Below are 24,722 nucleotides of genomic sequence, written 5' to 3' on the forward strand. Positions count from 1 at the left end.
TCAGCCGGTGAGTTCGGCGCGGATCGCCTCTCGGACGGTGCTCGCGGACTGGTACTCCTCGATGAAACTGTGATCTCCCGGCACGGTGACGAGCTTGAACCCGGCATGGGTGACGTCACCCCACGCGCGCATGTCCGACAACGAGACGCGGTTGTCGTCGAGGCCGTGAAAGCCGACGATCGGCACCTCCAGCGGTGTCGACCGCTCCACACCGCACCGGTCCACCAGCCGGTACGCGCTGAGCATCGTCGGCAGGGTCAGCTCGGCGCCCTGCACGGCGGTGTCCACGAACGCCGCCTCGTGCCCCCACGCGGCAACGAACGCGGAGATCACCTCGGCCTGGTTGCCGATGGCCGCCACCTCGTCGTACGTCGGGATGCCCGAGAAGCCGATCTTGGCCAGCTCCTCGACGATCTCCATGGTGCTGGTGTTGGGCAGCGACGGCGACGTATAGCCCGACACGAGCAGTCGGTCGAGCAGGCACCCCCGGTTCGCGGTGAGCCGAGCGGCGAGCCGGTAGGCGAACAGCGACCCCCAGCTGTGCCCGAACACGGCGACGGGTTTGTCGAGCAGGCCCTCGGACACCAGCACCTCTTCGAACGCCTCGACCACGTCGTCGATGTCGTCGGGATGGGGCTCGTGCAGCCGTTGCACGTCCAGGCCGGGCAGCTTCACCGGGCACACCTCGACCTCGTCGCCGAGCGCCTCCTGCCAGCCGTCGTACATGTCGGCGCTGCCGAAACCGTGTGGGAAGCAGATCAGTCGGACCTTGGCGGCGAGCTCGCCAAGCCGCTCCCCGCCGCGGATCCACAGCGCGGCACCGGTGAGCACGGGCTGCGCCACTGGCACGGCGCCTGCCGCCGCGGCCAGCTCGGCCCCGCCGGGAAGCTTCGAGAGCGCGGCCAGCCCGAGCGCTCTCGGCGACTCCGCGCCGACGACGTCCTTCAGGTCGAGGTCGATGCCGAATACCTCACGAAGCCGGTTGAACAGCCGCAGCCCCACCAGCGAGTCGAAACCGAGGTCTTCCAACAGATCCTCGGCGTCGAGCTTCACGATGTCGGACTCGAGCTCCTCGGCGAGCAGCCGCAGCGTCTCGCCTTCCACCAACGCGATGCGTTCGGGGCCCTCGGCCGCGGCATATCGGGCGAGCAGCGCCTTCTCCCCACGGCGGGAACCGGCCGCCTGCATGACGGCCCGCATGTCCATCAGCTTCCTGCCGTCGAACTCGCGGAGCTCGACGTCGGTCATGACGAGCACCGGCCGTCCCGTGCCGTCCAGCACATGAGCGGTCCCGTGGACGACACTCGCCGAGCTGGTCTCGCCGTCGAGCGTCACGACCGCGGCGAGCGGTCCGGTGCCCCCGGGCTCCCCTGTCTGTTCTGCGGCGGGCTCTTCGCGGGTGACGACCACCCGGCCAAGCCTGCGGATCATGAACTTGGTCTCGTCGTCGCCCAGCCCCAGCGCGAGGTGGTTGACGGTCTGCGCGCAGCTGTCGAGCACACCGGGGTGGTACCCGAGCGCGTGCTCGACTTCGATTAGCCCGGAGATGTCGCCGTCCCGCAGGAACTCGACCCGCGCCCAGCCGTCGGTCACCTCGGCCGAGGTCACCCAGCGCACCGCGGGGCCGAACACGAACCCGCGCGCCTCGACCGGTTCGTAGAACGCGGCCGCGTCGAGCAGGCGCGGGGTCCCGCCCGCCTCGGGTAGCTTGACGTCACCAGGATCGCCCGCAGCGCCGACCGTGCCGCGCACATGCTCGCTCCAGCCACCCGCGCTTCGATCCATGCTGAAGAACCGGAAGGCACACCCGCCTACTCGCGCCTCGTCCACCGACAGCAGCACGTCTCGTTCCTCGTCACCGACCACGATCAGTGGCGAGAAGAATTCCATGTCCTCGAACACAACGGCGCCGGGCGGGTCGTCGCGCAGCACGCGCAGCAACATCTCGACGAAGTACCCCATGTGGACGACGCCGGAGTTGTCCGCCAGCTCGGGAAAGTTGCGCGAGGCGAACACGAACCGGTACTGCCGTGGCCCGGTCGGCAGGTCCACCGGCTCATAGTCCAGACCATGTCTGGGCAGGCGGGCCACTCCCGATCGGGCCAGCGACTCCGTGCTGGGTCCGGGCAGCCAGAACCGGGTGCCCGCGAAGGGATAGCCGGGCAACACCACCGGTGGCGGCGGAATCTCGCCGTCGTGGGTCGCGTGGTGCGCGGCCCAGTCGACGTCGATACCGAGCGCGGTCAGCCGCGCCAGCACCGAGACCAGCACCCGCGCGCCGGAGGCGTCGAGCACGCCGACGGGCACCATCTCGTCCCCGGCCGCGAGGGGGGTCTCCGCGCCGAAGGTGACGACGTGCCGGTAGCCCTCGTCTCGCAACGTCCGGGCCGCACGCGGTGTCTCGCCGCGGGCCCAGCGGGCCCAGTCGCCGGCGGTCGGCGACCCGTCACCTAGGCCCGCGAACCGCCGGTCCGGTCGTCCGGCGCCGAGCACAATGCCTGCGCCGATGCTTGCGCCGGTGGCTCGGGCGACGACGAGCCGCACGGCGACGTCGATCGGCAACGACTCCGTGACGACGGCGGCGGCGAGTTCGCCGACGCCGTCACCGCAACACACCTCCGGCGCGACACCCCAGTCGATCAGCGCTTCGGCGAGCGCGCACTGTGCGGCGAGCAGCCGCACGTCGGCGGCCGCCTCCGCGACCGGCTCGGCCCCGTCCGGCGCGGCGTCACCTGCGAGCGCAAGTACCTCGTCGTACCGGCGGGCGAACGCGGGATGCCATGCGGCAAGAGAAGCGACGGCCGCGGCGAGTCCGTCCGCCGACGCGCCGAAGGCATACACCAGCTTCGGCCGAACCCGATCGGCCACTTTGGACACCAGAACGCCGTCGGCGCCACCGAGCCTGCGTACCGGGGACCGCTGGAAGCCCGCGCGGTAGGTGCCGCCCGCAGCCTCTACCCTGGCTTCCGCCATGGTTCCCGGCAGGACTCCCGCACCGGCTTCCGGGATCTCGTCGGCGTCGCCCAGGTCCGCGCAGGCCGCGGCGAGTCGCTCGGCCAGCTCGGCCGTGGTCGAGCCGACGACCACGGCCCGGTGCATGAACGCGGGCCTGCGGACGTTGATGGTGTAGGCGACGTCGGCGGCAGGCAATGCGGGGTTGGCGCTCAGGCACGCGGCCAGCTCACGCATCATCCGCACCAGCGCCGCCGAGTCCTTGGCGCTGAGGCAGAGCGCGTATGGCCCGGTGTCCGTCGCGGGCGGGCGCGTCGCGGTGGGAACCGGGGCCGCACCGAGGATGACGTGTGCGTTGGTGCCACTGAACCCGAACGAGCTCACCCCGGCCACCGCGCGTCCGCCCGGCAGGTCGGGCCGCCTCGGCCACGGCACCGGCGTCCGCGGGATGGCCGCCGGGACGGCGTCGAGGTCCACGCGCGGGTTGAGCGCCCCGCTGGTGACCATGCCCGGCACGACGCCGTGGTGCAGCGCGAGCACCGACTTGATCAGCCCGGCCACGCCTGCCGCGGTTTCCAGATGTCCGATGTTGCCCTTCACCGCACCCAGCAGCAGCGGCGATTCGCGTGCCGCGTTGCCGAGGACGTCGCCGATCGCCGACATCTCGATCGGATCGCCGAGCGGGGTTCCGGTGCCGTGGGTTTCCAGCACACCGACGTCCTCCGGCGCCACCCTCGCCGCGGCCAGCGCGTCGGCGAGCACCGAACGCTGCGCGCTCCGGTTGGGTACGGTGAGCCCGGCGCTGGCGCCGTCGTTGTTCATCGCGCCGCCGAGGATCGTGGCCCACACGTGGTCGCCGTCGCGTTGTGCGTCGCTGAGCCGTTTGAGCACGAGGACGCCGACGCCCTCACCCCGTCCGTAGCCGCTGCCGCCGTCCGCGAAGGGCCTGCTGCGCCCGTCCGCGGCCACGGCGTTCATCGAGCACAGCGTCGACATGACCTCGGGCGCCAGCATGAGGCTCACGCCGCCCGCCAGCGCAACCCCGGTCTCCCGTTCCCGCAGCGACCGCACCGCGAGCAGGGTGCTCACCAGCGACGACGAGCACGCCGTGTCGATGGTGAGCGCGGGGCCGCCAAGGCCCAGCACGTAGGCGATCCGCCCGGACGCGACGCTCGCGGCGGTGCCGGTGCCGTTGTACTGGTTGACGTGCGCGGTGTCCCTCGGCAGCAGGCCGTACTCGTTGGCGCTGGAGACGCCCATGAACACGCCGGTCGAGGTGCCGCGCAGACATTCCGGGTTAATGCCCGCGTGCTCCAGTGCCCGCCAGGTGACCTCAAGCAGTTGCCGCTGCTGCGGGTCCATCGCGCGCGCCTCGGCCGGGGAAATCTTGAAGAAGGCGGCGTCGAACGCGGCGACGTCGCGGGTGACGAAGTTGCCTTGCCGCACGTAGATCTTCCCGAACTCGCCGGGCGGAGGCGCGTAGTACTCGTCGACGTCCCACCGGTCGGACGGGATGTCCACGACGCCTTCCCGCCCGTCGAGCAGCAGCTGCCAGAAACCCTCCGGTGACTCGGCACCGCCGGGGAACCGGCACGCCATCCCGACCACCGCGATCGGCTCGCGGCGGCGGTCGCGTTCTTCGGCGAGATCCCGCCTGGCCCGACGCACGCTGCGAACCGCCCGACTGAGCAGCTCCCGTGTCTGGTCGCCGTCGCCGGGGCCCGCCGGGTTGCCGGTGTCCACGTCCATGGTCATTCGTCCTCCAAGGCCGCCAGCTCGCGGGAGAGCAGGGCGGCCAGTTCGTCCACGTCCATCGAGTCAAGGTCCTCGGCCGTGAGGTCCGAGGCGTCCAACGTGTGCGAGGCATCTGCGCCCGCGGAGGTGACCGCACCCGCGGAAGTGGCGGGCGGCGTCGGCGGAGCCTCCGGCAGGCCGATCACGCGGCGGACCAGGGCGTCGTGGCCGTGTACCACCACGAGCTCGGGTTCGGTGTGGCGCAACGCGGTGTCGAACGCGGCGATTCCGTCGGCGCGCTCCAACGGGACGAGGCCGAGGTTCTCCTCGAGCCACCGCATCGACGCGGCGTCGGCCTTCATGCCGCCGTCGGCCCAGAACGGCCAGTCGACGGTGACGGTGGCCCCGGACCGTTCGCCTGCCACGCGGCGGGCCTCGCGTTCGTGCGCGAACGCCTCGAGAACCCCGTTGGCGTAGGCATAGTCGGTCTGCCCGGCATTGCCGAACCGCGCGGTCAGCGACGAGAACAGCATGACCACGTCGAGCGGTTCCCCGGCGAGGACCTCGTCGAGCACTCGCGCGCCACGCACCTTGGGCCGCAGCACGGCATCGAGATCGGCCAGCCCCTCCTTGGACCTCAGATAGCCGTCCCGGGTGACGCCCGCCGCGTGCAGCACGCCGTGCACCGGGCCGAACGCTGCATGCGCCGCGTCCAGCAGCCGTACCATGTCGGCGCGGTCGGCGACGTCGGCGGGGACATAGATCGCCTGCCCGCCCGCTGCCTCGATGCGGCGGACCGCCTCGTCCGAAGCTCCTCCCGCAGCGCTGCGTCCGGTGAGCACGACCCGCGCGGCGCGGGTGGCGGCGAGGTGCTCGGCGAGCAGCGTCCCGACGCCGCCGAGGCCGCCGGTTACCAGCACCGTCGCCCCCGCGCGCAGCCGCGCGGCCGGTGCCCTGGCGCCCTCGGGCACCTCGATGAGGGCGGCCACCAGGCGCTGGGCGCCGAGCCGGACGTCGGCGTCCGCGGCATCGCCGGGTTCGGACAGCGTCTCCGCCCACACCGCCTCGGCAAGCCCGCCAACGCCCGCGAACGCCTCGGGCGCGACACCCACCGAACGCCACGACAGCAAGGGATTCTCCGCGGCGAGCGACCGCGCGAACGCGGCGACGCCCGCGAGCTCCGGCACCACCCGGCCGTCCCGTTCGGCGTGTGCGACGACCAGGCGCAAACCCTTGCGCGGGGCGCGGCGGCTGAGGGCACGGGACAGCGCGATCACGGAGCGGCCGCCGAGCAGCACGGGGTCCCCGGTCGGCGCCAGCGCCCAGCCGTGGACGACGAGGCCGGGTGCGAGCCCCGCCTCGTCGAGTCCGTCGAGCAGGCGCTCGTAGTCTCCGGCCTCGGCCGGGTCGATCTGGTAGTGATTCGACCCGACCTGCCGGAATCCGGCACCGGGACGCACCACCACCACGGGACCGGCACCGTCGGGCACGCTCGCGGCCAGTCCACCCGCGTCGGCGGGCGGGTCGAACACGAGCACCGGCCCGGCCGGAACACCGCCGGTGTCCGCGGCGGCGGGGCGGGCCACCCAGCGCGGGGCGAGGTAGAGCGTGCGCACCGGGTCGTCCGCGTGTGGCCGCGCGGCCACGCTCGCCCCGGCGACCGCGGTGACCGTGCCGTAGGTGCCGTTCGATGGCGCCGCTTCGCGCGCGGCGGGCACCAGCGCCGTCGCCAGCTCGGCGATCGTGGGGTGGTCGAACAGCAGCTGGAAGTCCACCGTCGTGTCCAGCTCGCGCTGCAGCGCGTCCTGGGTGGCGCGCAGTGCCACGGACTCCAACCCCAGGTCGAAGAACGCGGTGTCCACGTCGGCCTTGCGCCCCTCGGTGAACCCGAGCGACTCGGTGAGGAAGTCCTGCAGCCAGTCGGTGAGCACGGTGGCCGCGGCGGCATCCGGGAGCCCGTGCAGGCGCGCGGCCAGCGTCGGCCCCGCCGGCTCCGGCTCCGGTGCGGCGGCCTCGGCGACGGCGCGCGGCGCGGGCGCTGCGGCCTCGGCGCGGGTACCGAGCAGCCCGCCTTCGCCGTAGAGCACGTAGCGCTGGCGGGCGAAGGGATAGCCGGGCAGCGACACCCGCCGCAGCTCGCCCGCTGGGCGCCATTCCCCGGCGGCGACGTCGTCCCCGGACACCCAGCGCCGGGCGAGGTCCAGTGCCGCGCCGCGCCCGGCCGAACGCACCGACGCCGCGTCCGCCGCGCTCGGCGAGTCCGCGAGCACCACCTGCCCCGCGTCCACCGCCGCGACCAGCTCGGCGCCGCGCGTGCGGATCGCCGCCAGCAGCCGCACCAGTTCGCCGGTGGACGTCGCGGCGACGGCCAGCCTGCGGGCGTGCGGCACCCGGCCGGTCTGGAGCGTCCACGCGACGTCGCGCAGCGCGGGCACATCGGCCGGCGCGTCGAGGCTTCGCCGGAGGTGGTTGTGGAGCAGCTCGACCACGCGGTCGAGCGTTTCGTCGTCGCGCGCTGACAACGGCACCACCAGCGGCGTGGCCGCCGCCGCGTCGCCGGGGACGCCGCCCGCGGTGACCGGCCGCGCCGGTGGCTCCTCGAGGACGATGTGGACGTTCACCCCGCCGACACCGAACGAGCTCACGCCCGCCCGGCGGGGTGCGGGCGTGCCGTTGACCACCGGCCGGCGCCAGGGCGCGCCGCTTTGCTGGACCACGAACGGCGTCTCGTCGAACGGGATCTCCGGGTTGAGCTCGGGCGCGTTGATCCGCGACGGATAGAGCCTCCCGTCGCGCAGCTGTAGCAGCACTTTCTGCAGCTGCGCGATCCCGGCGGCGGACTCGAGGTGACCGATGTTGCCCTTCACCGACCCGATCGCGCACCGCACGTCGCGCGCGGCGCGCGGGCCGTAGGCACGGGTGAGCGCCTCGACCTCGATCGGGTCGCCCAACGCGGTGCCCGTGCCGTGCGCCTCGACGTAGCTGATCGTGCGCGGGTCGACGCCGCTGCGGCGCACGGCGTCGCGGATGACCTCCTCCTGCGCCACCGGGTTGGGCACGAAGTACCCGTTCGCGCGGCCCCCGTGGTTCACGGCGGAGCCCTTGACGACGGCCAGCACGTTGTCGCCGTCGGCGAGCGCCTGCCGCAGCGGTTTGAGCAGCACCGCGCCGACGCCCTCGCCGGGGACATAGCCGTCGCCGCCCGCGCCGAAGGCACGGCAGTGCCCGTCGGAGGCGAGCAGCTTGTTCCACGCCAGCGTCACGTACTTGCTCGGGTGCAGGGTGAGGTTCACCCCGCCCGCGAGGGCCAGGTCGGCCTCGCCGTGACGCAGCGCCTCGCACGCCAGGTGCACCGCGTACAGCGACGACGAGCACGCGGTGTCGACGGCGAGGCTCGGCCCGCGTAGGTTCAGCAGGTACGACACCCGGTTGGCGACCGAGAAGATCTGCGAATTCAGCGGGACGGCGTTGCCGCGCGCCAATTCCTCGGCACCGAAGAGGCCGTACTGGTTGAACGTCACCCCGGCGAACACCGCCACGTCGCCGCGGCCGTCGCCCGCGTCGGGGTTGCCGAGCGCGCGCGGTGTGTAGCCCGCGTCCTCCAGACACGACCACGTCGCCTGCAGGAACAGCCGCTCCTGCGGGTCGAGGAACGCCGCCGTCCCCGGCGCGATGCCGAAGAACTGGGGGTCGAAGTCCGTCGGCCGGTCGAGGAAGCCGCCCCAGCGGCACTCGACGTCCGGGAACCGCCGGTAGTCCCACCGGTCCTCGGGGATCTCGGTGATGCAGTCGCGGCCCGCGGTGAGGTTGTCGCGGAAGCCGTTCAGGTCCTCGGCCATCGGGTAGCGCCCGCTCATCCCGATGATCGCGATGTCCAGTGCGGCGGACGGCTGCTGCTCGGTGACGGCCAGCTGTCCGGCGGTCGTCGCGGCGGTGCCGCTGGTGCCACCGCCGCTGCCGTCGCCGAAGAGCGCCGCGACGGCCTCCCGTCGGTCGCGCACCAGGTGGCGGGCGAGGCCGCCGAGGCTCTTGTGCGTGAAGAACGCCGTCGCCGGAAGTTTGCCGACGTCGTCGCGTATCCGGGTCGCCACGGCCTGGATGTAGATCGAGTCGAGGCCGAGATCCTCGAACGTCGTGTCGGCCCCGAGTTCGTCCGCCGACAGCTTCAACACCGAGGCGAACACCGAGCGAAGGTACTCAACCATCCACTCGTCCAAGTCCCCGTTCGCCTGGCCATTCGCCTGTCCCGTCGCGGGCACGACGTCCGGAGTGGCCCCGTTCGACGTGGGCGACGCAAGCGACGTTCCCAGCGCGCCCACGGGCCGGGGACCGATGTCGAGCCAGTGCCGCACCGGCTCGAAGGGGTACGTGGGCAAGCTGATCCGCCGTGGCGGACGCCCGTCGTAGAGCGCGGTCCAGTCGATCACCGCGCCGGTCACCCACGCGGCGCCGAGCCGCCGCGCCCCCTCGACGTCTCGCGCGACCAGGTCACGTGCGTCCACTGTGGACGACGTCCGGGTGGTAGACACGTTGCCGAGCGCCACCCCGGACAGCGCATCGCCCTGAGCCAGTGCCTCGAGCGTCGCGGCGGCCGCCGCGGCGTCGTCGGCCACGAAGGCCGCTCGCTCGGCGAGCGGTTCCCGGCCGACCTGCAGCGTGTACGCCGTCCGCAGCAGGCCTTCCCGATCCGGCTGCCAGTCGCGCAGGTGCGCGGCAAGCTGCCCAGCGAGCACCCGCAGCCGGTCCGGGGTGCGCGCCGACAGCACCAGCAGAGCGGGCACCGAGAGCGCCACCGGCCGGTTCGATTCGGGGACCTGTTCGAGCACGACGTGCGCGTTGGTGCCGCCCGCGCCGAAACTGGAAACGCCCGACACGAGCGGAAGCCGCCCACCCGCCGGGTCCTGGGTGCCATGCCACGGCTCGGGCTGGTGGGGCACGCGGAAACCGGACGCGACGAGGTCCAGCGCCGGATTGGGTTCCTCGGCATGCAACGACGGCGCGATGACGCCGTGCCGCATCTGCAGCAGCACCTTGGCGACCCCGGCGATCCCGGCGGCACTCTCCGCGTGACCGATCGACGACTTCACCGACCCGATCACGCGGGGCCTGCCGTCACGCGGACCACCGAGCGCGCTGGTGAGCGCGGCAAGCTCGATCGGGTCGCCGAGCGCGGTACCGGTGCCGTGCGCCTCGACGTAGTCCAGCCGGTCGGCGTCGACCCCGGCGCGGGCGAGCGCACGGGTCACGGCCTCGGTTTGCGCTAGCGGGTTCGGCACGCTGTAGCCGTTGGTCTTTCCACCGTGGTTCACCGCGGAACCGGCGATGACGCCCCACACGTGGTCGCCGTCGGCCAGCGCCTCGGACAGCGGCTTGAGCAGCACCGCGCCGACGCCCTCGGCCGGGACGTACCCGTCACCCCCGGCGCCGAAGCTGCGGCACCGGCCGTCGGTGGCCGCCATGCCCGCGCGGGAGATCGCCAGGAAGTGGTTGGGATGCGCGAGCACATTGACGCCACCGGCAAGCGCGACCGCACACTCACCGTCGCGGATCGCCTGGCAAGCAAGGTGAATCGCCAGCAGCGACGACGAGCACATCGAGTCGAGCGCGACGCTCGGGCCGTGGAAGTCGAAGGTGTACGACACTCGGTTCGCCACCGACGACGGGTTGCCCGACACCACCGCAGGGCGCCCGAGCACCTGCTCCTGGGTGGCCCAGTGCTGGTACTCCTCGTTCATCACACCGACGTACACGCCGACGTTGCGCCGGATCGCCGAACCGGGCGCGTAGCCCAGCGACGTCCGCGTGTACCCGGCATCCTCCAACGTGGCCCACGCGCACTGCAGGAACAGCCGCTCCTGCGGGTCCATCACCTCCGCCTCGATCGGCGTGATGTTGAACATCCGGGCGTCGAAGGCGTCCATGCCGTCGACGAAGCCGCCCCAGCGCGTGTAGCTGGTGCCGGGGTTGCCGGGGTCGGGATCGAAGAACCCGTCGATGTCCCAGCGGTCGCGCGGAATCTCGGTGACACAGTCGCGCCCGGCGACGAGGTTCCGCCAGAACGTGCCGAGGTCGGGTGCCTGCGGGAAGACGCCGGACATGCCGATCACGGCGATGCGGTCGTCGACGCGGTCGTCGGTTGCCCGCGGGTCGCTGCCAGGCCCGGCCACCGAACGCGCGGCGGTGAACCGGTCTGCCACCACGACGGGCGCTGAGACGGCCGCCGTACCGCGCGCCGCCCGCGTTACCGGGGTTGTTGGGGTTGTCGGGGTTGCCGCCGTGGCCCGGACGGCGCCGAAGTGGCCGGCGTGTGTGGTGCGCAACCGGTCGGCGACCGCGCCGATGGTCTGTAGCTCGAACAGCAACGTCTTGGGCAGCGGCCCGAGTTCCCGTTCGAGCCGCAGGGTGATCTTGGTGATCAGGATCGAGTCGATGCCGTAGGTCCCCAGTGGTTCGTCGGGATCCAGCCGTGCCGGGTCGAGGTGCAGCACCTCAGCGAACGTCGCGAGCACTCGCTCGCGCACGACGTCCGCACTCACCTCGCCCGGACCACCCGGTACGGCAGGCAGGTCCGGCACGGCGGGCGCCACGGGCTCGGCGGCATGCGGGGTGAGCATCGCCGTGACCACGGCGGGATTACCGAGCACCGGAATGACCTCGGGATGCGGGGCGGCGAGCACGCGCCGGAAGAGGTCCAGACCGTTCGCGCGGTCGAGGACGGCCAGGCCGCTTTGTTCGATCATGGCGGCTTCGAGCTCGGCGTCGACGCGCATTCCGCCGTCGCGCCACAGCGGCCAGTGCACCGCGACCGTGCGGCCGTGCCTGCTGCCGTCGGCGACGCGGGCGGCCCGGGCTCGCGTGAAGCCGCCGAGGAACGCGTTGGCGGCGGCATAGGCGGCCTGTCCGACGTTCCCGGTGACGCCCGCCAGCGATCCCACGAGGCAGAACACGTCGAGTGGCGCCGAGGAGACGGCCTCGTCGAGCCAGCAGGTGCCGAGCACCTTTGGCGCCCAGACCGCGGCGGCCCGGCGGCCGTCGATGTTGCGCAGGAAGGCGTCGTCCAGACCACCGGCGGAGTGCACGACGCCGTCCAGCGAACCGAAGTCGGCGCGCACGCCGTCGACGAGGGCGAGCACCTCGTCGCGGCGGGTCACGTCGACGCGCCGGTAGGCGACGACGCCGCGGCGGCCGCCCGCGCCACCGAGCTCACCGAGCACGGCCTCGACGCCTGCGTCGAGCGGCGAGCGCCCGGCGAGCACGACGGTGGCTCCCGGCGCGCGTTCGAGGATCTCGGCGGCGAAGACCCGGCCGAGCCCACCGAGGCCGCCGGTGACCAGGTACACGCCGTCGCTGCGCCACGGTCCGATATCCGGTTCGGAAAGGTCGGCGCGCGTCAGCTCGGCGACGAGCCGCTCGCCGCGTTTCCAGCGCACGTGGACGTCGGCGGTCGCGGCCTCGGCGTCCAGCCGCCGCAGCAGCGTTTCGACGTCGACAGGTACCGCATCGGCGGCCATGCCGATCACCTGGACGTCGACCCGTTCGTCCTCGAGGTGCGCGGTGCGCAGCATGCCCGCCAGCGCTGCGGTCAGCGCCTCACCCACCACGACACCGTCGGCTTCGTCGGCGCAGACGACCTGCACCAGCGCACCGTTTTCGCTGGGCGAGCGCAGCACCTCGCGCAGCACGCGGAGCACCCCCGCAAGGACCTCCGAGTACCACCTGGCCTCGGCCCCCGCGTCCCGCGGCGATAACGCCACCACGTCGGCGCCGGGCAGCGCCGCCGTCACGTCCGCGGGCAGACCCGGCCCGGCAGTGACGACGAACCGGCGCCGCGCATCGGGTCCCGCGACGGCCCCGGCCGCCGGGCCCTCCGGCAGCGGCGCCACCCGCCATCCGGGTACGAACAACAGCTTCCGGTGCACCGCCTGCTCGCCAGGGTGCCCGGCTTCCTCCGGTCGCCCGAGCTGCCGTGCTTGCGCCACGTCGGCGGTCGCGTCGACGGCTGCCGGGTCCACCGCGCGATAACGCACATCGTCCAACCCGGCGACGACCCGTCCCTCCCGATCGGCGAACCGGATCGTCACCGAGTCGGCCACCAGCACGCCGGACGCGTCGCGGGTGGGTGTCACCAACGCCCAGCCCGCGCCCACCGGGCCGTCGACGACCAGTCGTGCCACCGAGAACGGCAGCTTCAACGCGGGTCGTGAGCCGTTCTCGCGCGCGTCGGCGACCAGCGCCAGGCTGGCCTGCAACGCACCGTCGACCACGGCCGGGTGTACCGAGAACACGCCCTCCGCACCGAGGTCCGCGGACGGCTCGACGGCGACGAGCACCCCGTCGTCGTGCCGCCACACCGCGCGCACCGAACGCAACGCCTGCCCGTACCCGATGCCGATCTCGGCGAACCGCGCGTACAGCTGGTCGCCGGTCAGCACGGGCGCCGACGACGCGCTCGTGAGATCGAGGCGCTCGGCTCCGGGCTCGGTCACGACGAGGTCGGCGAAACCCGTACTCGTGGTGCCGTCTGCCGTACCTGCGACGACGCCCACGTCGAACTCGACGCCGTGTTCCCCGCGCGGTGTCAGGGTGGTGTCGACGGTGACCATGCCGTCGGCGGCAACGAGTGGGCGCAGCCAGACGACGTCACGCAGCACGACCCCGCCGGTGTGCCCGGCGGCCCGCCGCACGGCGTCGACGACCAGCTCCAGCACCGCCGCCGCAGGCAGGGTGGCTACGCCCGCCACGACGTGGTCACGCAGGATCGGCTCACCCGGCGTGAGCTCGGTGCGGTACCGCTGCGCCTCGAACGTCGAGATGTTGCGGTGCACCAACGGATGCAGCCGCCCGTCCGCGTCATCGCCGCCCGCCGAACCGGCCAGGAGCGAGTCGGGTGCCCAATAGCGTTCCCTCGCGAACGGGTAGCCGGGGAGGCTGATCCGCCGTGCTCCGGACGCGGGGGCCCTGGTCCAGTCCACCGGGAGACCCCGTACCCACAGCGACAGCAGCCTGCCGAAGTTCCCCTGCGCCAACCACGTGTCCACGGCGGACGACAGCAGCTCGTCGGTTTCGAAGACCTGCAGCACGTTGTTGCGCTGTTCGGCCCGGCCGCGGTACTCGGCGCTGTCCGGGTTCGCGACGAAACCGGCCAGCGCGGCGTCGAGCTCCGCGATCTCGGTCACGAGGAACGCGACACGTTCCGCCATCGGCTCACGGCCCACCTGGAGGGTGCGGGCGAGGTCGCGGAGGTCCGCACGGTCGCGGGGAACCCGCCGCAGCCAGGCCAGTAGCCGCGCCGCCACCTCGGCGAGCTGCTCGCCGGTGCGGGCCGACAGCACGACGGCGCGCGGCCGCGGCGATGGCTGCGGCCCGGATGGCGGCGGCAGGTACTCCTCGACCAGCACGTGCGCGTTCGACCCACCCGCGCCGAACGCCGAGACCCCGGCCGCGCGCGGCAGCTCGTGACCGTCCGCGCCCGCGCCGGGACGCGGCCAGCGGGTCAGCGCCTGCGGCACGACGAACCGGGTCGCGTCGAAGTCGATGTGCGGGTTGAGCCGTGCCGAGTGCAGCGACGGCGCCACCGCGTCATGCCGCAGCTGCAGCAGCACCTTGGTGAGCCCGGCGATTCCGGCCGCGCTCTCGCAGTGGCCGAAGTTGGACTTCACCGAGCCGATCAGGCAGGTGGACGCCGGGTTCTCCCGGTCCGCGCCGGGAACGTCGAGCGCCGATGCGAGCCCGCGGATCTCGATGGGGTCGCCGAGCGAAGTGCCGGTGCCGTGCGCCTCGACGTAGCCGATCGCGCGCGGGTCGAGGCCGGACCGACGCAGCGCGGCCCGGACGACGGCGGCCTGCGCGCGCGGGTTGGGCACGGTGTAGCCGTTGGTGCTGCCACCGTGGTTCATCGCGGTGCCGCGAATGACGCCGTAGATCTGGTCGCCGTCGGCCTCGGCCGTGACCAGCGGTTTCAGCACCACCGCCCCGACGCCCTCGCCGGGGACGTAGCCGTCGCCGTCGGCGCCGAAGGTGGCGCAGCGGCCGATCTCGGAGATCATGCCGTTGTTGCCGAGCATGTGGAACTTGTTGGGGTGCACTGACACGTTCACCCCGCCCGCCACGGCCGTGCCGCACTCGCCTGCCGCGATGGCCTGGCAGGCGAGGTGGAGCGCGGTCAGCGACGACGAGCACATGGTGTCGACCGCGACCGACGGGCCGTGGAAACCGAAGGTGTACGACACGCGGTTGGCGATCGAGGCCGGGCTGCCCACCAACGTAACGTGGCGCCCGCGTGCCTGCGCTTGCGCACCGTACAGCTGGTACTCGGTGTACATGACGCCGACGAACACGCCGACCGAACCCGCCGGGTCGTCCGGATCGTCTGCCGAGCCGGGGCCGTGCAGGGTGCGTGCGGTGTATCCGGCGTCCTCGATCGCGTGGTACGTCGTCTGCAGGAACAGCCGCTCCTGCGGGTCCATCGACTCCGCCTCCACCGGGGAGATCGCGAAGAACAGCGGGTCGAATTCGGCGACACCAGCGAGGAAACCGCCGCGCCGGGAACACAGCTCGGCAGTGAGCGAGCCGGGCGGGAACCGGTCGGCGGGCAGGCCGGTGACGGTGTCCCGGCCGCGCGCGAGGTTCTCCCACAACGTCTCCAGGTCGTCGGCGCCCGGGTAGCGCCCGGCCACACCGACGATGGCGATGTCGAGCGGCCGGTCGGACGGCGCGGACGAGTACGACGAGAACGCGGACACCGGCGAGGACACCGACGGCACGGCCCTGGCCAACGCGGACCTGCTGTCCATAGTGGACGCTCTGGACAGCGTCGTGCCCGCCGGGTCGGTCGCGTGCGGTTCTGGCGCGGGTGCTCCGCCGGTCAGCCGGGCTAGCACCTCGGGGTACTGGGCGACGAGATGGCCCGCCAGCTCGTCGAGGGTGTGGTGTTCGAAGAACAACGTCTTGGGCAGCGACCCGAACGTCTCCTCAAGCCGGGAGATGAGCACCATCGCCAGCACCGAACTGACGCCGAAGTCCTCCAACGGCGCCCGCATGTCGATGTCGGCGGCGGGCAGCTTGAGCTCCTCGGCGAGAATCCGCCGCAGCAGCCGCACCGCGGTCTCGTACGCGGCGTCGGCACCGGGCGCGGGCTGGGGTGCCGGCGCCTGCGCGGGCGTCGCGTCGACGGACACCGCACGCGCGCCGGGCGCCCCGGTCGCCCGCGTGAGGTAGGCACGGATCGGGACCGGGTCGCCGTGCAGCGGCAGCACGTGGTCGGCCCCGAGCGCACGAGCGGCGTTCAGCAGCCGCATGCCGGTGCCGGTGGGGATCGGCACCAGCCCGGTCGCGGCACGCGTGGCGGCGGCCGCCTCGGCGGGCATGCGCATACCGCCGTCGGCCCAGATCGGCCACGACAGCGACAGCGCGCGGCCGCACCGCTGCCCGGTCGCCGCGAGCTCGTTGTGCCGAGCCGCCCAGGCATCGAGGAACCCGTTGGCGGCGCCGTAGATCGACTGACCGAGGTTGCCGGTGACCGACGCCATGGACGAGAACAACAGGTACTCGCGCACGCCGTGCTCGCGGGTGACCGCTTCGAGGGCGTCGATTCCCACGATCTTCGGGGCGAGCACGGCGGTGACGTCGTCGGCCGCGCGGGTGGCAAGCAGCCCGTCGCGCAGCACACCCGCCGAATGCACGACGACATCCACCCGACCCCGCTCGGCCACGAGCCGGTCGACGACGGCGGCGATCTCGCCGCGGTCGGTGACATCGGCCTGTTCGTAGCGCATCTGGGTGCCGTCGCACGACAGCTCGCGCAGCCGGGCAGCGCGGGCGGCGTCCAGCGGCGAGCGGCCGACAAGCACCACCACGGCGGCGCGGGCGCTCGCGGCGATGTCCTCCGCGACGGCGAGGCCGAGACCGCCCGCGCCGCCGGTCACGAGGTGGACGTCGCCGTCCCCCCACCGCGACACGGTGTCCGGCACGGGCACCGCGCGCCAGCGCCGCACTTCGTGCGCGCCCACGTGCCGCCGCGTGTGCGGCTCGCCGGTCGCCCACGACTCACGCAGCAGCCGCGCGAGCGTGTCCACTGTGTCCATTTCGGACAACTCGCCGACCTCGACGACCTGCGTGACGAACCCCGGCTTCTCCTCGGCCACGGCACGCAGCAGCCCGCCGAGGCCCACGGCGAGCCGCGCGGGGCCCGACGCGGGCACGACGAGTTGCATGCCGGACGGGGCGGCGGACGCGGCCAGCGCGGGCCGCACCCGCGCGACGACCTCGTGCACCAAGTCCATGTACCACGCGGGCGTGCCAGTCTCACCGAGCGCGGGCGACCCGGCGGCGGGCAGGGTGACCACCGGGGCGCCGAGGCGGTCCACGAGCCCGGCGGCGGCTTCGTCGCCGACACCGCCGACGAGGAGCACCGTGCGGGGGCGGTCGGCGAGGTCGGCGCGCGCGGGCGGCGCGGCCTCCCAAACCGGGATGTGCAGCAGTGATTCTTCGCCACCACCGAAGGCACGGGCACCGGCGGCGCGGAAGGAGACGCCCCTCAGTTCCGCCGCGACGATTCCGTCGCGGTCGGTGAACACCACGTCGACGGCGCCCTTGACGCGGCCCGGCAGAACCACGGCGAGCGCCGCACCGGTCAGCGGCGCATGCACCGTCACCTCGTCCACCGCGAACGGCAGCCGGGGTCCGCCCGCGATTGGGCCCGCCGCGTCGAGCACGAGGGCGGCCTGGAGCCCGCCGTCAGCGAGCGCCGGGTGCAGCACGAAGCCGCCCGACACACCGGATCCGTCGGCACCGGCGGGAACGTCGAGCAACGCGGTCACCGCGCGGCCGTCGGTGCGGGTCGCCAGTACCGAGCGCATCCGCCGTCCGTGGTCGACGCCCACGGCACGCAGCCGCTCGTACAACGCCGCGCCGTCGGCCTCCCGCCCGTCCGGAGGCCGGATCCTCGGGCGGGATACCGGATGCGAGCGGTCCGTCGAGTCGACGCGGACGGCGCCACGGCAATGGGAGGTGCCGTTGCCGTCCTCGTCCCGGCTGATGATCTCGACGTCGACGTCCGCGTCGTCACCACGCCGGGACAGCAGCACGTCCACCGAGCGGCCCGAGCCCTCGGGCACCCGCAGCGGCGCGAGCCACACGAGGTTGCGCACCGCCACCGGCGGCACCCCGTCCGCGGTGCCCGCGGCGGCGCCGGACAACACCGCGCGGACGGCCTCCAGAATCAACTCCACGAACGCCACGGCCGGCAGTGTCTTCTCCCCGCCGACGCGATGGTCGGCCAGGAAGAACTCCGACGCGAACCGGGCGGTGAACCGCAGCCCGCCGAGGTCGGAGACGTTGCGTTCCAGCAGCGGCGCGAGCCGCCCGGACGAGGAGGACCCGAGTGTCGCCTGGTCGTCGGGCACCCAGTACCGGTCCCGCACGAACGGGTAGCCGGGCAACGGCACGCGAACGGGGCGCTGCCCGGCGAACAGCCGCGACCAGTCGACGTCGCCACCGGCCACCCAGGCCGCGGCCAGTTCGTCCAGCACGGCGGCGTCGACGACCCCGGCGGACCCGACGGCGCGGTCCAGCACGGCGGAGACAACGTGGGCGGTGGGCGCGGCGACCGTCACCGTGTCGGCGTAGCGGACGCCTCGCGAGTCACCGTTTCGCCAGGCGGCCAGCGCTTCGACGAGATGCGGCAGGTCGTCGGCGACGACCGCCAGCCGGTGCCGCATCGGCACGCGCCCCAACTGGAGGGTCCGGGCGACCGCGTGCGGACCCCACCCCGCGGGGGCGACCCACTGCCCGGCGGCGTCGGCGTCCGGTTGCCACGGGCCACCGGACGGGTTGCCGACGCCGGTGGCGTCGAGGGCGACGCGGACGTATGCCTCGAGCCGTTCCGCGTACTCGGCAAGACGTTCGGCGTCGCGGGCGGACAGGACGTATACCTGCGGGTTCGCGGTCACCGAGCCCTCCGGGCGCTCGGCGAGCGGTGCTTTCTCGACGACGAGGTGCGCGTTGGCGCCGCCCGCGCCGAAACTGCTGATCCCGGCCAGCCGCGGCCGAGGCCACGGGGAAAGCTCCCGCTGCACGTGGAACGGCGTGCGGTCGAACGGGATGTAGGGGTTGAGCGCTTCGGCGTGGATCGACGGCACGAGCTCCTCGTGCTGGAACTGCAACAGCACCTTGGTGAGCGCCGCGATGCCCGCCGCCGACTCGAGATGCCCAATGTTGGACTTCACCGAGCCGACCGGGCACGACTTCGCCGGCGGGCGCCCGGTGCCGACGCTGCGGGCGAGCCCAGTTATCTCGATGGGGTCGCCGAGCGACGTGCCGGTGCCGTGGGCCTCAAGGTAGCCGAGGTCGGCGGCATCGACCCCGCTGTCGGCGAGCGCCGCCGTGACGACGTCGGCCTGCGCCAGCGGACTGGGCACGGTAAAGCTGTTCGTGCGGCCCCCGGCGTTGACGGCCGACCCGATGAGCACGCCGTACACGTGGTCACCGTCGGCCAGTGCCTTCGACAGCGGCTTGAGCAGGACCGCGCCGACGCCCTCGCCGGGCACGTACCCGGAGCCTCCCTCGCCGAAGCTGCGGCAGCGGCCGTCGGCCGAGGCGAAGTTGCCGAGGCTGAGCAGGATGTGCTTGTCAGGGTGAACAGTCACGTTGACCCCGCCCGCGATCGCGAGCTCGGACTCGCGGGAACGCAGCGACCGGATGGCCAGATGCAGCGCCGTCAGCGACGACGAGCACATCGTGTCCACCGCCATGGACGGGCCGGTGAGGTCCATGAAGTACGAGACACGGTTGGCGATCGCACTGAACGACGACGAGATCGGCACCGGCGTGCCCTTGATCTCGCCTCGGTAGTGGTCGTACATGCCGTACATCACGCCGACGAACACGCCGACCTCGCGGGTGCCGAGGGTGGCAGGCGTGTACCCGGCGTCCTCGACGACATGCCATGCCGCCTCGAGGAACAGCCGCACCTGCGGGTCGAGCAGTTCCGCCTCGACGGGCGGCACGGCGAAGAAGCCCGCGTCGAAACGGTCGACGTCGTCGATGAACCCGCCCCAGCGGGTGTAGGAGGTGCCGACGGCAGAGCGGTCGGGGTCGAAGGTGTCCCGCCAGTCCCACCGGTCGGCGGGTACCTCGGTGACACAGTCGCGTCCGGCACGCAGGTTGCGCCACAGCGCCGCCACGTCGGGGGCCATCGGGTATCGGCCAGTGAGCCCGATGACGGCGATCTTGTCGGTGTCGCCTTGTCGTTCTCCGGTAACCGTTCCGCCCGCACGCACCGCACTGTCCACTGTGGTCAGAGTGAACGGGGTGTCCGGCGGAGCGGCCTGCTCGCCGGGCCGGGGTCCGCCGAGGACATCGGCGTGCTCCTCCGCCAGATGCGCGGCAAGTGCCGACGGCGTGCGGTATTCGAAGAACAGCGTCTTGGACAGCTCGCCGAGGTGGTCTTCCAGTTCCCGCGTCATCGCCATGATCGCGATCGAGTCGATGCCGTAGTGGTCGAACTCGAGGTCGTCCTGAATGCGTTCCTCATCAAGCCCCGTCGCACGGGCCATTACCTCGGTGAGCAACGCGGTCGCCGCCTCGACGGCGCTCTCCCGTCCGGCCGGTTCGGCCGGTTCGCTCGTGGCGGCGGTTCCGGCGGCCTCGCCAGGAGCACCGGCCGGGCCGGGCGTAGCCGTCACCGTCGCGACCGGGGCCACCTCGACGGTCAGGGTCTCTCGCACGCGCTCGGTGCTGCCGTGGACGACCAGCGGATGAGCCGCAGCGCCGCGCACGCAGTCCTCGAGTGCCGCGAGTCCGGCAGCACTGGGCATCGGGGTGATCCCCACCGCTTGGCGCATCGAACGGGCCGAGTGTTCGTCGAGCCCGATGCCGCCCTCGGCCCAGTACGGCCAGCTGATCGACACCGTGTGGCCCGCGCGCTCCCCCGCCGCGACCCGCGCGTTCCGCGCGGCGGCGAAGGCATCCTGGAATCCGTTCGCGTAGGAGTACACCGCCTGTCCCGCGTTGCCGAGCACCGAGGCCAACGACGAATAGAACACCACCACGTCGAGCGGTTCGTCGGCGAATGCGTCGTCGAGCGCGAGTGTGCCCGCCACCTTGGGTGCCAGCACGGCGTCGACAGCCTCGGGCGTGAGGTTCTGCGCTAGTGCGTCGCGGGTGACCCCGCCCGCGTGGACTATCCCGTTGACTCCTCCGAACACCTCGTGTGCCGCGGTGGCGACCCGGCGAGCGTCGGCGGCGCGGGACACGTCGGCCGCGACGTAGACAGCGTCACCGCCCGCGGCGCGCACGTCGTCGATCAACGCGGCCACGGTGTCGTCGGCTGGCGAACGGCCGACGAGCACGAGCCGGGCACGCTTCTCGCGCGCCAGGTGCCGCGCGGTGAGCGCGCCGAGGCCGCCGCGCGCGCCCACCACGACGTACGTGCCGTGGTCGCGGAAACCCCGCCGGACTCCGGTATCCGCGGCGTCGGATCCGGTGTCACCGCCTGCCGACGCTTCGTGACGGCCGAGCACGAAGCGGCCCTCCGGCGTCCAGCGGACGGCGACGCCCGATGAGTCGACGGCCAGTTCTGCCCAGACCCGCTGGTGCGCGTCGGCCGCGTCGAGCCCGGGCCCGACGGCGGCCACCCGGACGTCGAAACCGGGGCTCTCCAACGCGACCGTGCGGGCAAAGCCGCGCAGGGCAGCGCCCGCCGGGTCACCGTCGCGGTGGCACCACAGCACGCGGACGCGGCTGAGCCTGCCGCCAATCCGGGCGCGCACGAGCGCGGCGGCAAGCGCGATGGCGGCGTGCCCGGTCCGTTCGGCCCGTTCGCGGGCATGATCGGAGGCCGAGACGACCAAGCCGTCGTCGTCGAGGTCGGCGCTGAACGCCCGGACCACGCGGTCGGGCACGAGGCCTTCCTGTTCGAGGTCGTGGAGTAGGCGGTCGAGGTCGGCGGAGTTGGTGAAGTCGGCCTGGTACCCAGGGCCGGGCCCGTCGCCGAGTCTGGCGAACGACGTGCCGGGACGGACGACGACGACCCGTTCGCCCGCGGGCGGGCGGCTCGCTGGGAAATCCTCGCCAAGCCACAGGGTGAGGCCAGGGAACGGCACCGCACCCGCAGGCACCGCCTGTGCCCACCACCGCTGCTCGTAGCGCAGCACGCCCTCGTCGGCGGCGCGATCCGCACCTTGATCTGCGACTTGACCCGTGGCGTCGCCGGGGCGGATGGGGCGCACAACCAGGCCACGCACGTCGACACAGGCATTGCCGTCGGGAGTGACGGCCACGATGTCGAACCGCGCCTGCCCCGTGTCGGCCCCGCCTCGGCGCACAGCGCGCACGCGGCACCCGGGCCCGAGCTCGCGATGGACCGTCACGCGCTCGACCGTGAACGGCACCGCGGCTCGACCTGACATCAACGGCGAGATCGTCTGCAGCACCGAGTCCAGCAGCCCGACCTGGCGCGACCAGCTCGTGCCCTGCGGGACCACCGCGAGCCGGGCGTACACCGTGCCGTCGGTGCCGTCAGCGTCGTCCGCGCCCTCGGTTCCGTGACCCACGCCGAGTTCGGCGATGCCTCGGAAGCCGGGGCCGTACCGTAGCCCCGCCTCGGCCAGCCGGGCGTAGAACGTGGCGCCGTCGATCAGGGCACCGGCAGGGGGCTCGACGTGCTCGCGGCGCGCCGCCGCCGTATCGAGCAGCAACCGGCCCTCCGCGCAGCGAATGCGCTCCGGCGCGTAGGCGCCTGCCGGTTCGGCGATTACCTCGAACGTGATCTTGTCCGCATCGTCGCGCAGCACCACGGTTACGTCGCGGCCGGTCGCCGGAACGGAGACCGGCGCCAGCCAGACGGTGTCGGACACCCCGGCGACGTCCCGGCCCCGGAGCTCGCGCGCGGCGGCGCGGACCAGCTCCGCCACGCCCGCACCGGGCAGAATCGCGGTCCCCGCCACCACGTGGTCGGTCACGACCGGGTCGGTCCCGTCGAGACGCACCCGGTAGCTCTGCGCACCGTCAACGGGGGCCGGGACGGGCGCGGCGTCCGGGACGTTAGTGGAGAGCGGGAGCTGGTCCAACCAGTAGGACGTGCGCTTGAACGGGCAGGTGGGCACCGACGCGCGCCGCGTGCCCGCATCGACGGTGTCCAAGTCGGCTGGGTCCGGCGAACTTCCCCGCAGCCAGGCCGCGGCGACCCGGCCCGCCGGGCTCGACGCCGAGGGTTCCGCGCCGGTCACCGTGACCTTGCGCCCGCGCGCCCGCGCGGTGTGCAGCCCCGCGACCTCGTCGCCGTCGTCGCCGTCGAGGAAGGCGTCGAGCCGCGCGAGCAGGGTTCGCCGGTCGTCGCCGAGGACCGCGAGGCGGTACCCCGCGACGTCGCGTTCGCGGAGGGTGCGAAGGACGTCGCCGAGCGGCACGTCGGTGCGTTCGCGCACGAACCGGCTCAGGTCGCGGACGTACTCGCGCAGCAGGTCGCCGGTGCGGGCCGACGCCACGAGCAGCCCGGTGCCGAGCGGCACGTCGTCCTGCGCGGGCCGCTCCTGCGGGTACTCCTCCACGACGACGTGCGCGTTGGTGCCGCTGTAGCCGAACGAGCTGATCGCGGCACGCCGGGGGCGGCCGGGGGTCGTCTCCCACGGCGTCGTGCCGGTGGTGACCGAGAACGGGGACGCGTCGAAGTCGAAGTGGTGGTTGGGACGCTCGAAGTGCAGTGACGGCACGAACCGCCGATGCCGCAGGCACAGGATCGCCTTCTGTAGGCCGGCGAGGCCCGCGGCGGCGGAGGCGTGGCCGAGGTTGCTCTTCACCGAACCGATCTCGATGCGGCCGTGCTCGCGGCGGCGCGCGGCGAGGTCGGGGTTGAGCTCGGTGTAGGCCGTGGCGAGCGCCTGCAACTCGACCGGGTCGCCGAGCTTGGTGCCGGTGCCGTGGGTCTCGACCATGTCGACGTCCGCGGGATCCAGGCCCGCGCCGGTGTAGATGTCGCGGAGCAGCTCGATCTGGCTGGCCATGTTGGGCGCGGTGATGCCGTTGGACTTGCCGTCCTGGTTGATGCCGGAGGCCACGATCAGGCCGTGCACGTGGTCGCCGTCGCGCTCGGCGTCGGACAGCCTGCGCAGCACGACGGCGGAGACGCCCTCGCCGGGCACGAAACCGTCGGCGTCGTCGTCGAAGGTGTGGCAGTGGCCGCGCGGCGACAACATCCGGGCCTGCGACATCGCGACGTACGAGCCGGGCGAGAGGTACAGCGACACACCCGCGACCAGCGCCATGTCGATCTCGCCCGCGTGCAGCGCCGAAACCGCGAGGTGGGTAGCCACGAGCGACGACGAGCACGCGGTGTCGATCGACAGCGCGGGTCCACGTAGGTCGAGGAAGTACGACACGCGCGCTGCGGCCAGCGCGGTGCCACCGGCCATGACGCTGGTGCGGTCACGGCCGTGCAGTAGGCACAGCTCGGCATAGTCGCCCTGCACGATGCCCAGGTAGACGCCGCAGCCGCGCCCCTTCAGCTTCGCGCGGCCGTATCCGGCGTCGCTGAGCGCGCGCACCGACTCCTCGAGCACGAGCCGCTGCTGCGGCTCCATGAGGGCGGCGTCGGCCGGGGTGATCTCGAAGTGCGCGGCGTCGAAGGCGTCCGGCCGGTCGATCGCACCGAGCCATCGGGAGTACGTCCTGCCGGGTGTGCCCGGTTCGGGGTCGAACCAGTCGTCGGCATCCCAGCGGTCCTCGGGCACCTCGGTGACCGCGTCCCGCCCCTCGCGCAGCAGCTCCCAGTACTCCTCGAGCGACTCCGCGCCCGGATAGCGCCCGGACATGCCGATGATGGCGATGGGCTCGTCGGCACGCACCGGCGCCGCAGATGCCAGGGCCCGGCTCGGGACTTCGGCGGCCGCACCGGCTTGCGCGGCCGATGCGGTTTGCGGGACGTGCGTGGTCGGCTCGGGCGCGGGCGTCGAGGTGTTCTCGGCCAGCAGCTCACGCGCCCGTGCGGGAGTGATCGTACGGTCCCGCAGGGCGCTCAGGATCTCTGCTCTAGTGGGCAA

General features: G+C 73.0%; 2 protein-coding genes. Both read right to left on the reverse strand.

Translation table 11 applies throughout. The annotated features are described in order from the left end of the window. On the reverse strand, nt 1–4,707 hold the full coding sequence (locus FXO23_RS46590; RefSeq protein ID WP_158894913.1) for a beta-ketoacyl synthase N-terminal-like domain-containing protein: 4,707 nt from the start codon (nt 4,705–4,707) through the stop codon (nt 1–3). Further along, complete coding sequence (locus FXO23_RS46595) at nt 4,704–24,722, reverse strand: SDR family NAD(P)-dependent oxidoreductase (protein ID WP_158894916.1); 20,019 nt, start codon at nt 24,720–24,722, stop codon at nt 4,704–4,706. The genes FXO23_RS46590 and FXO23_RS46595 overlap by 4 nt, the downstream gene beginning before the upstream one ends.

The sequence above is a fragment of the Amycolatopsis anabasis genome, assembly GCF_009765355.1.
Taxonomy (GTDB): Bacteria; Actinomycetota; Actinomycetes; order Mycobacteriales; family Pseudonocardiaceae; genus Amycolatopsis; species Amycolatopsis anabasis.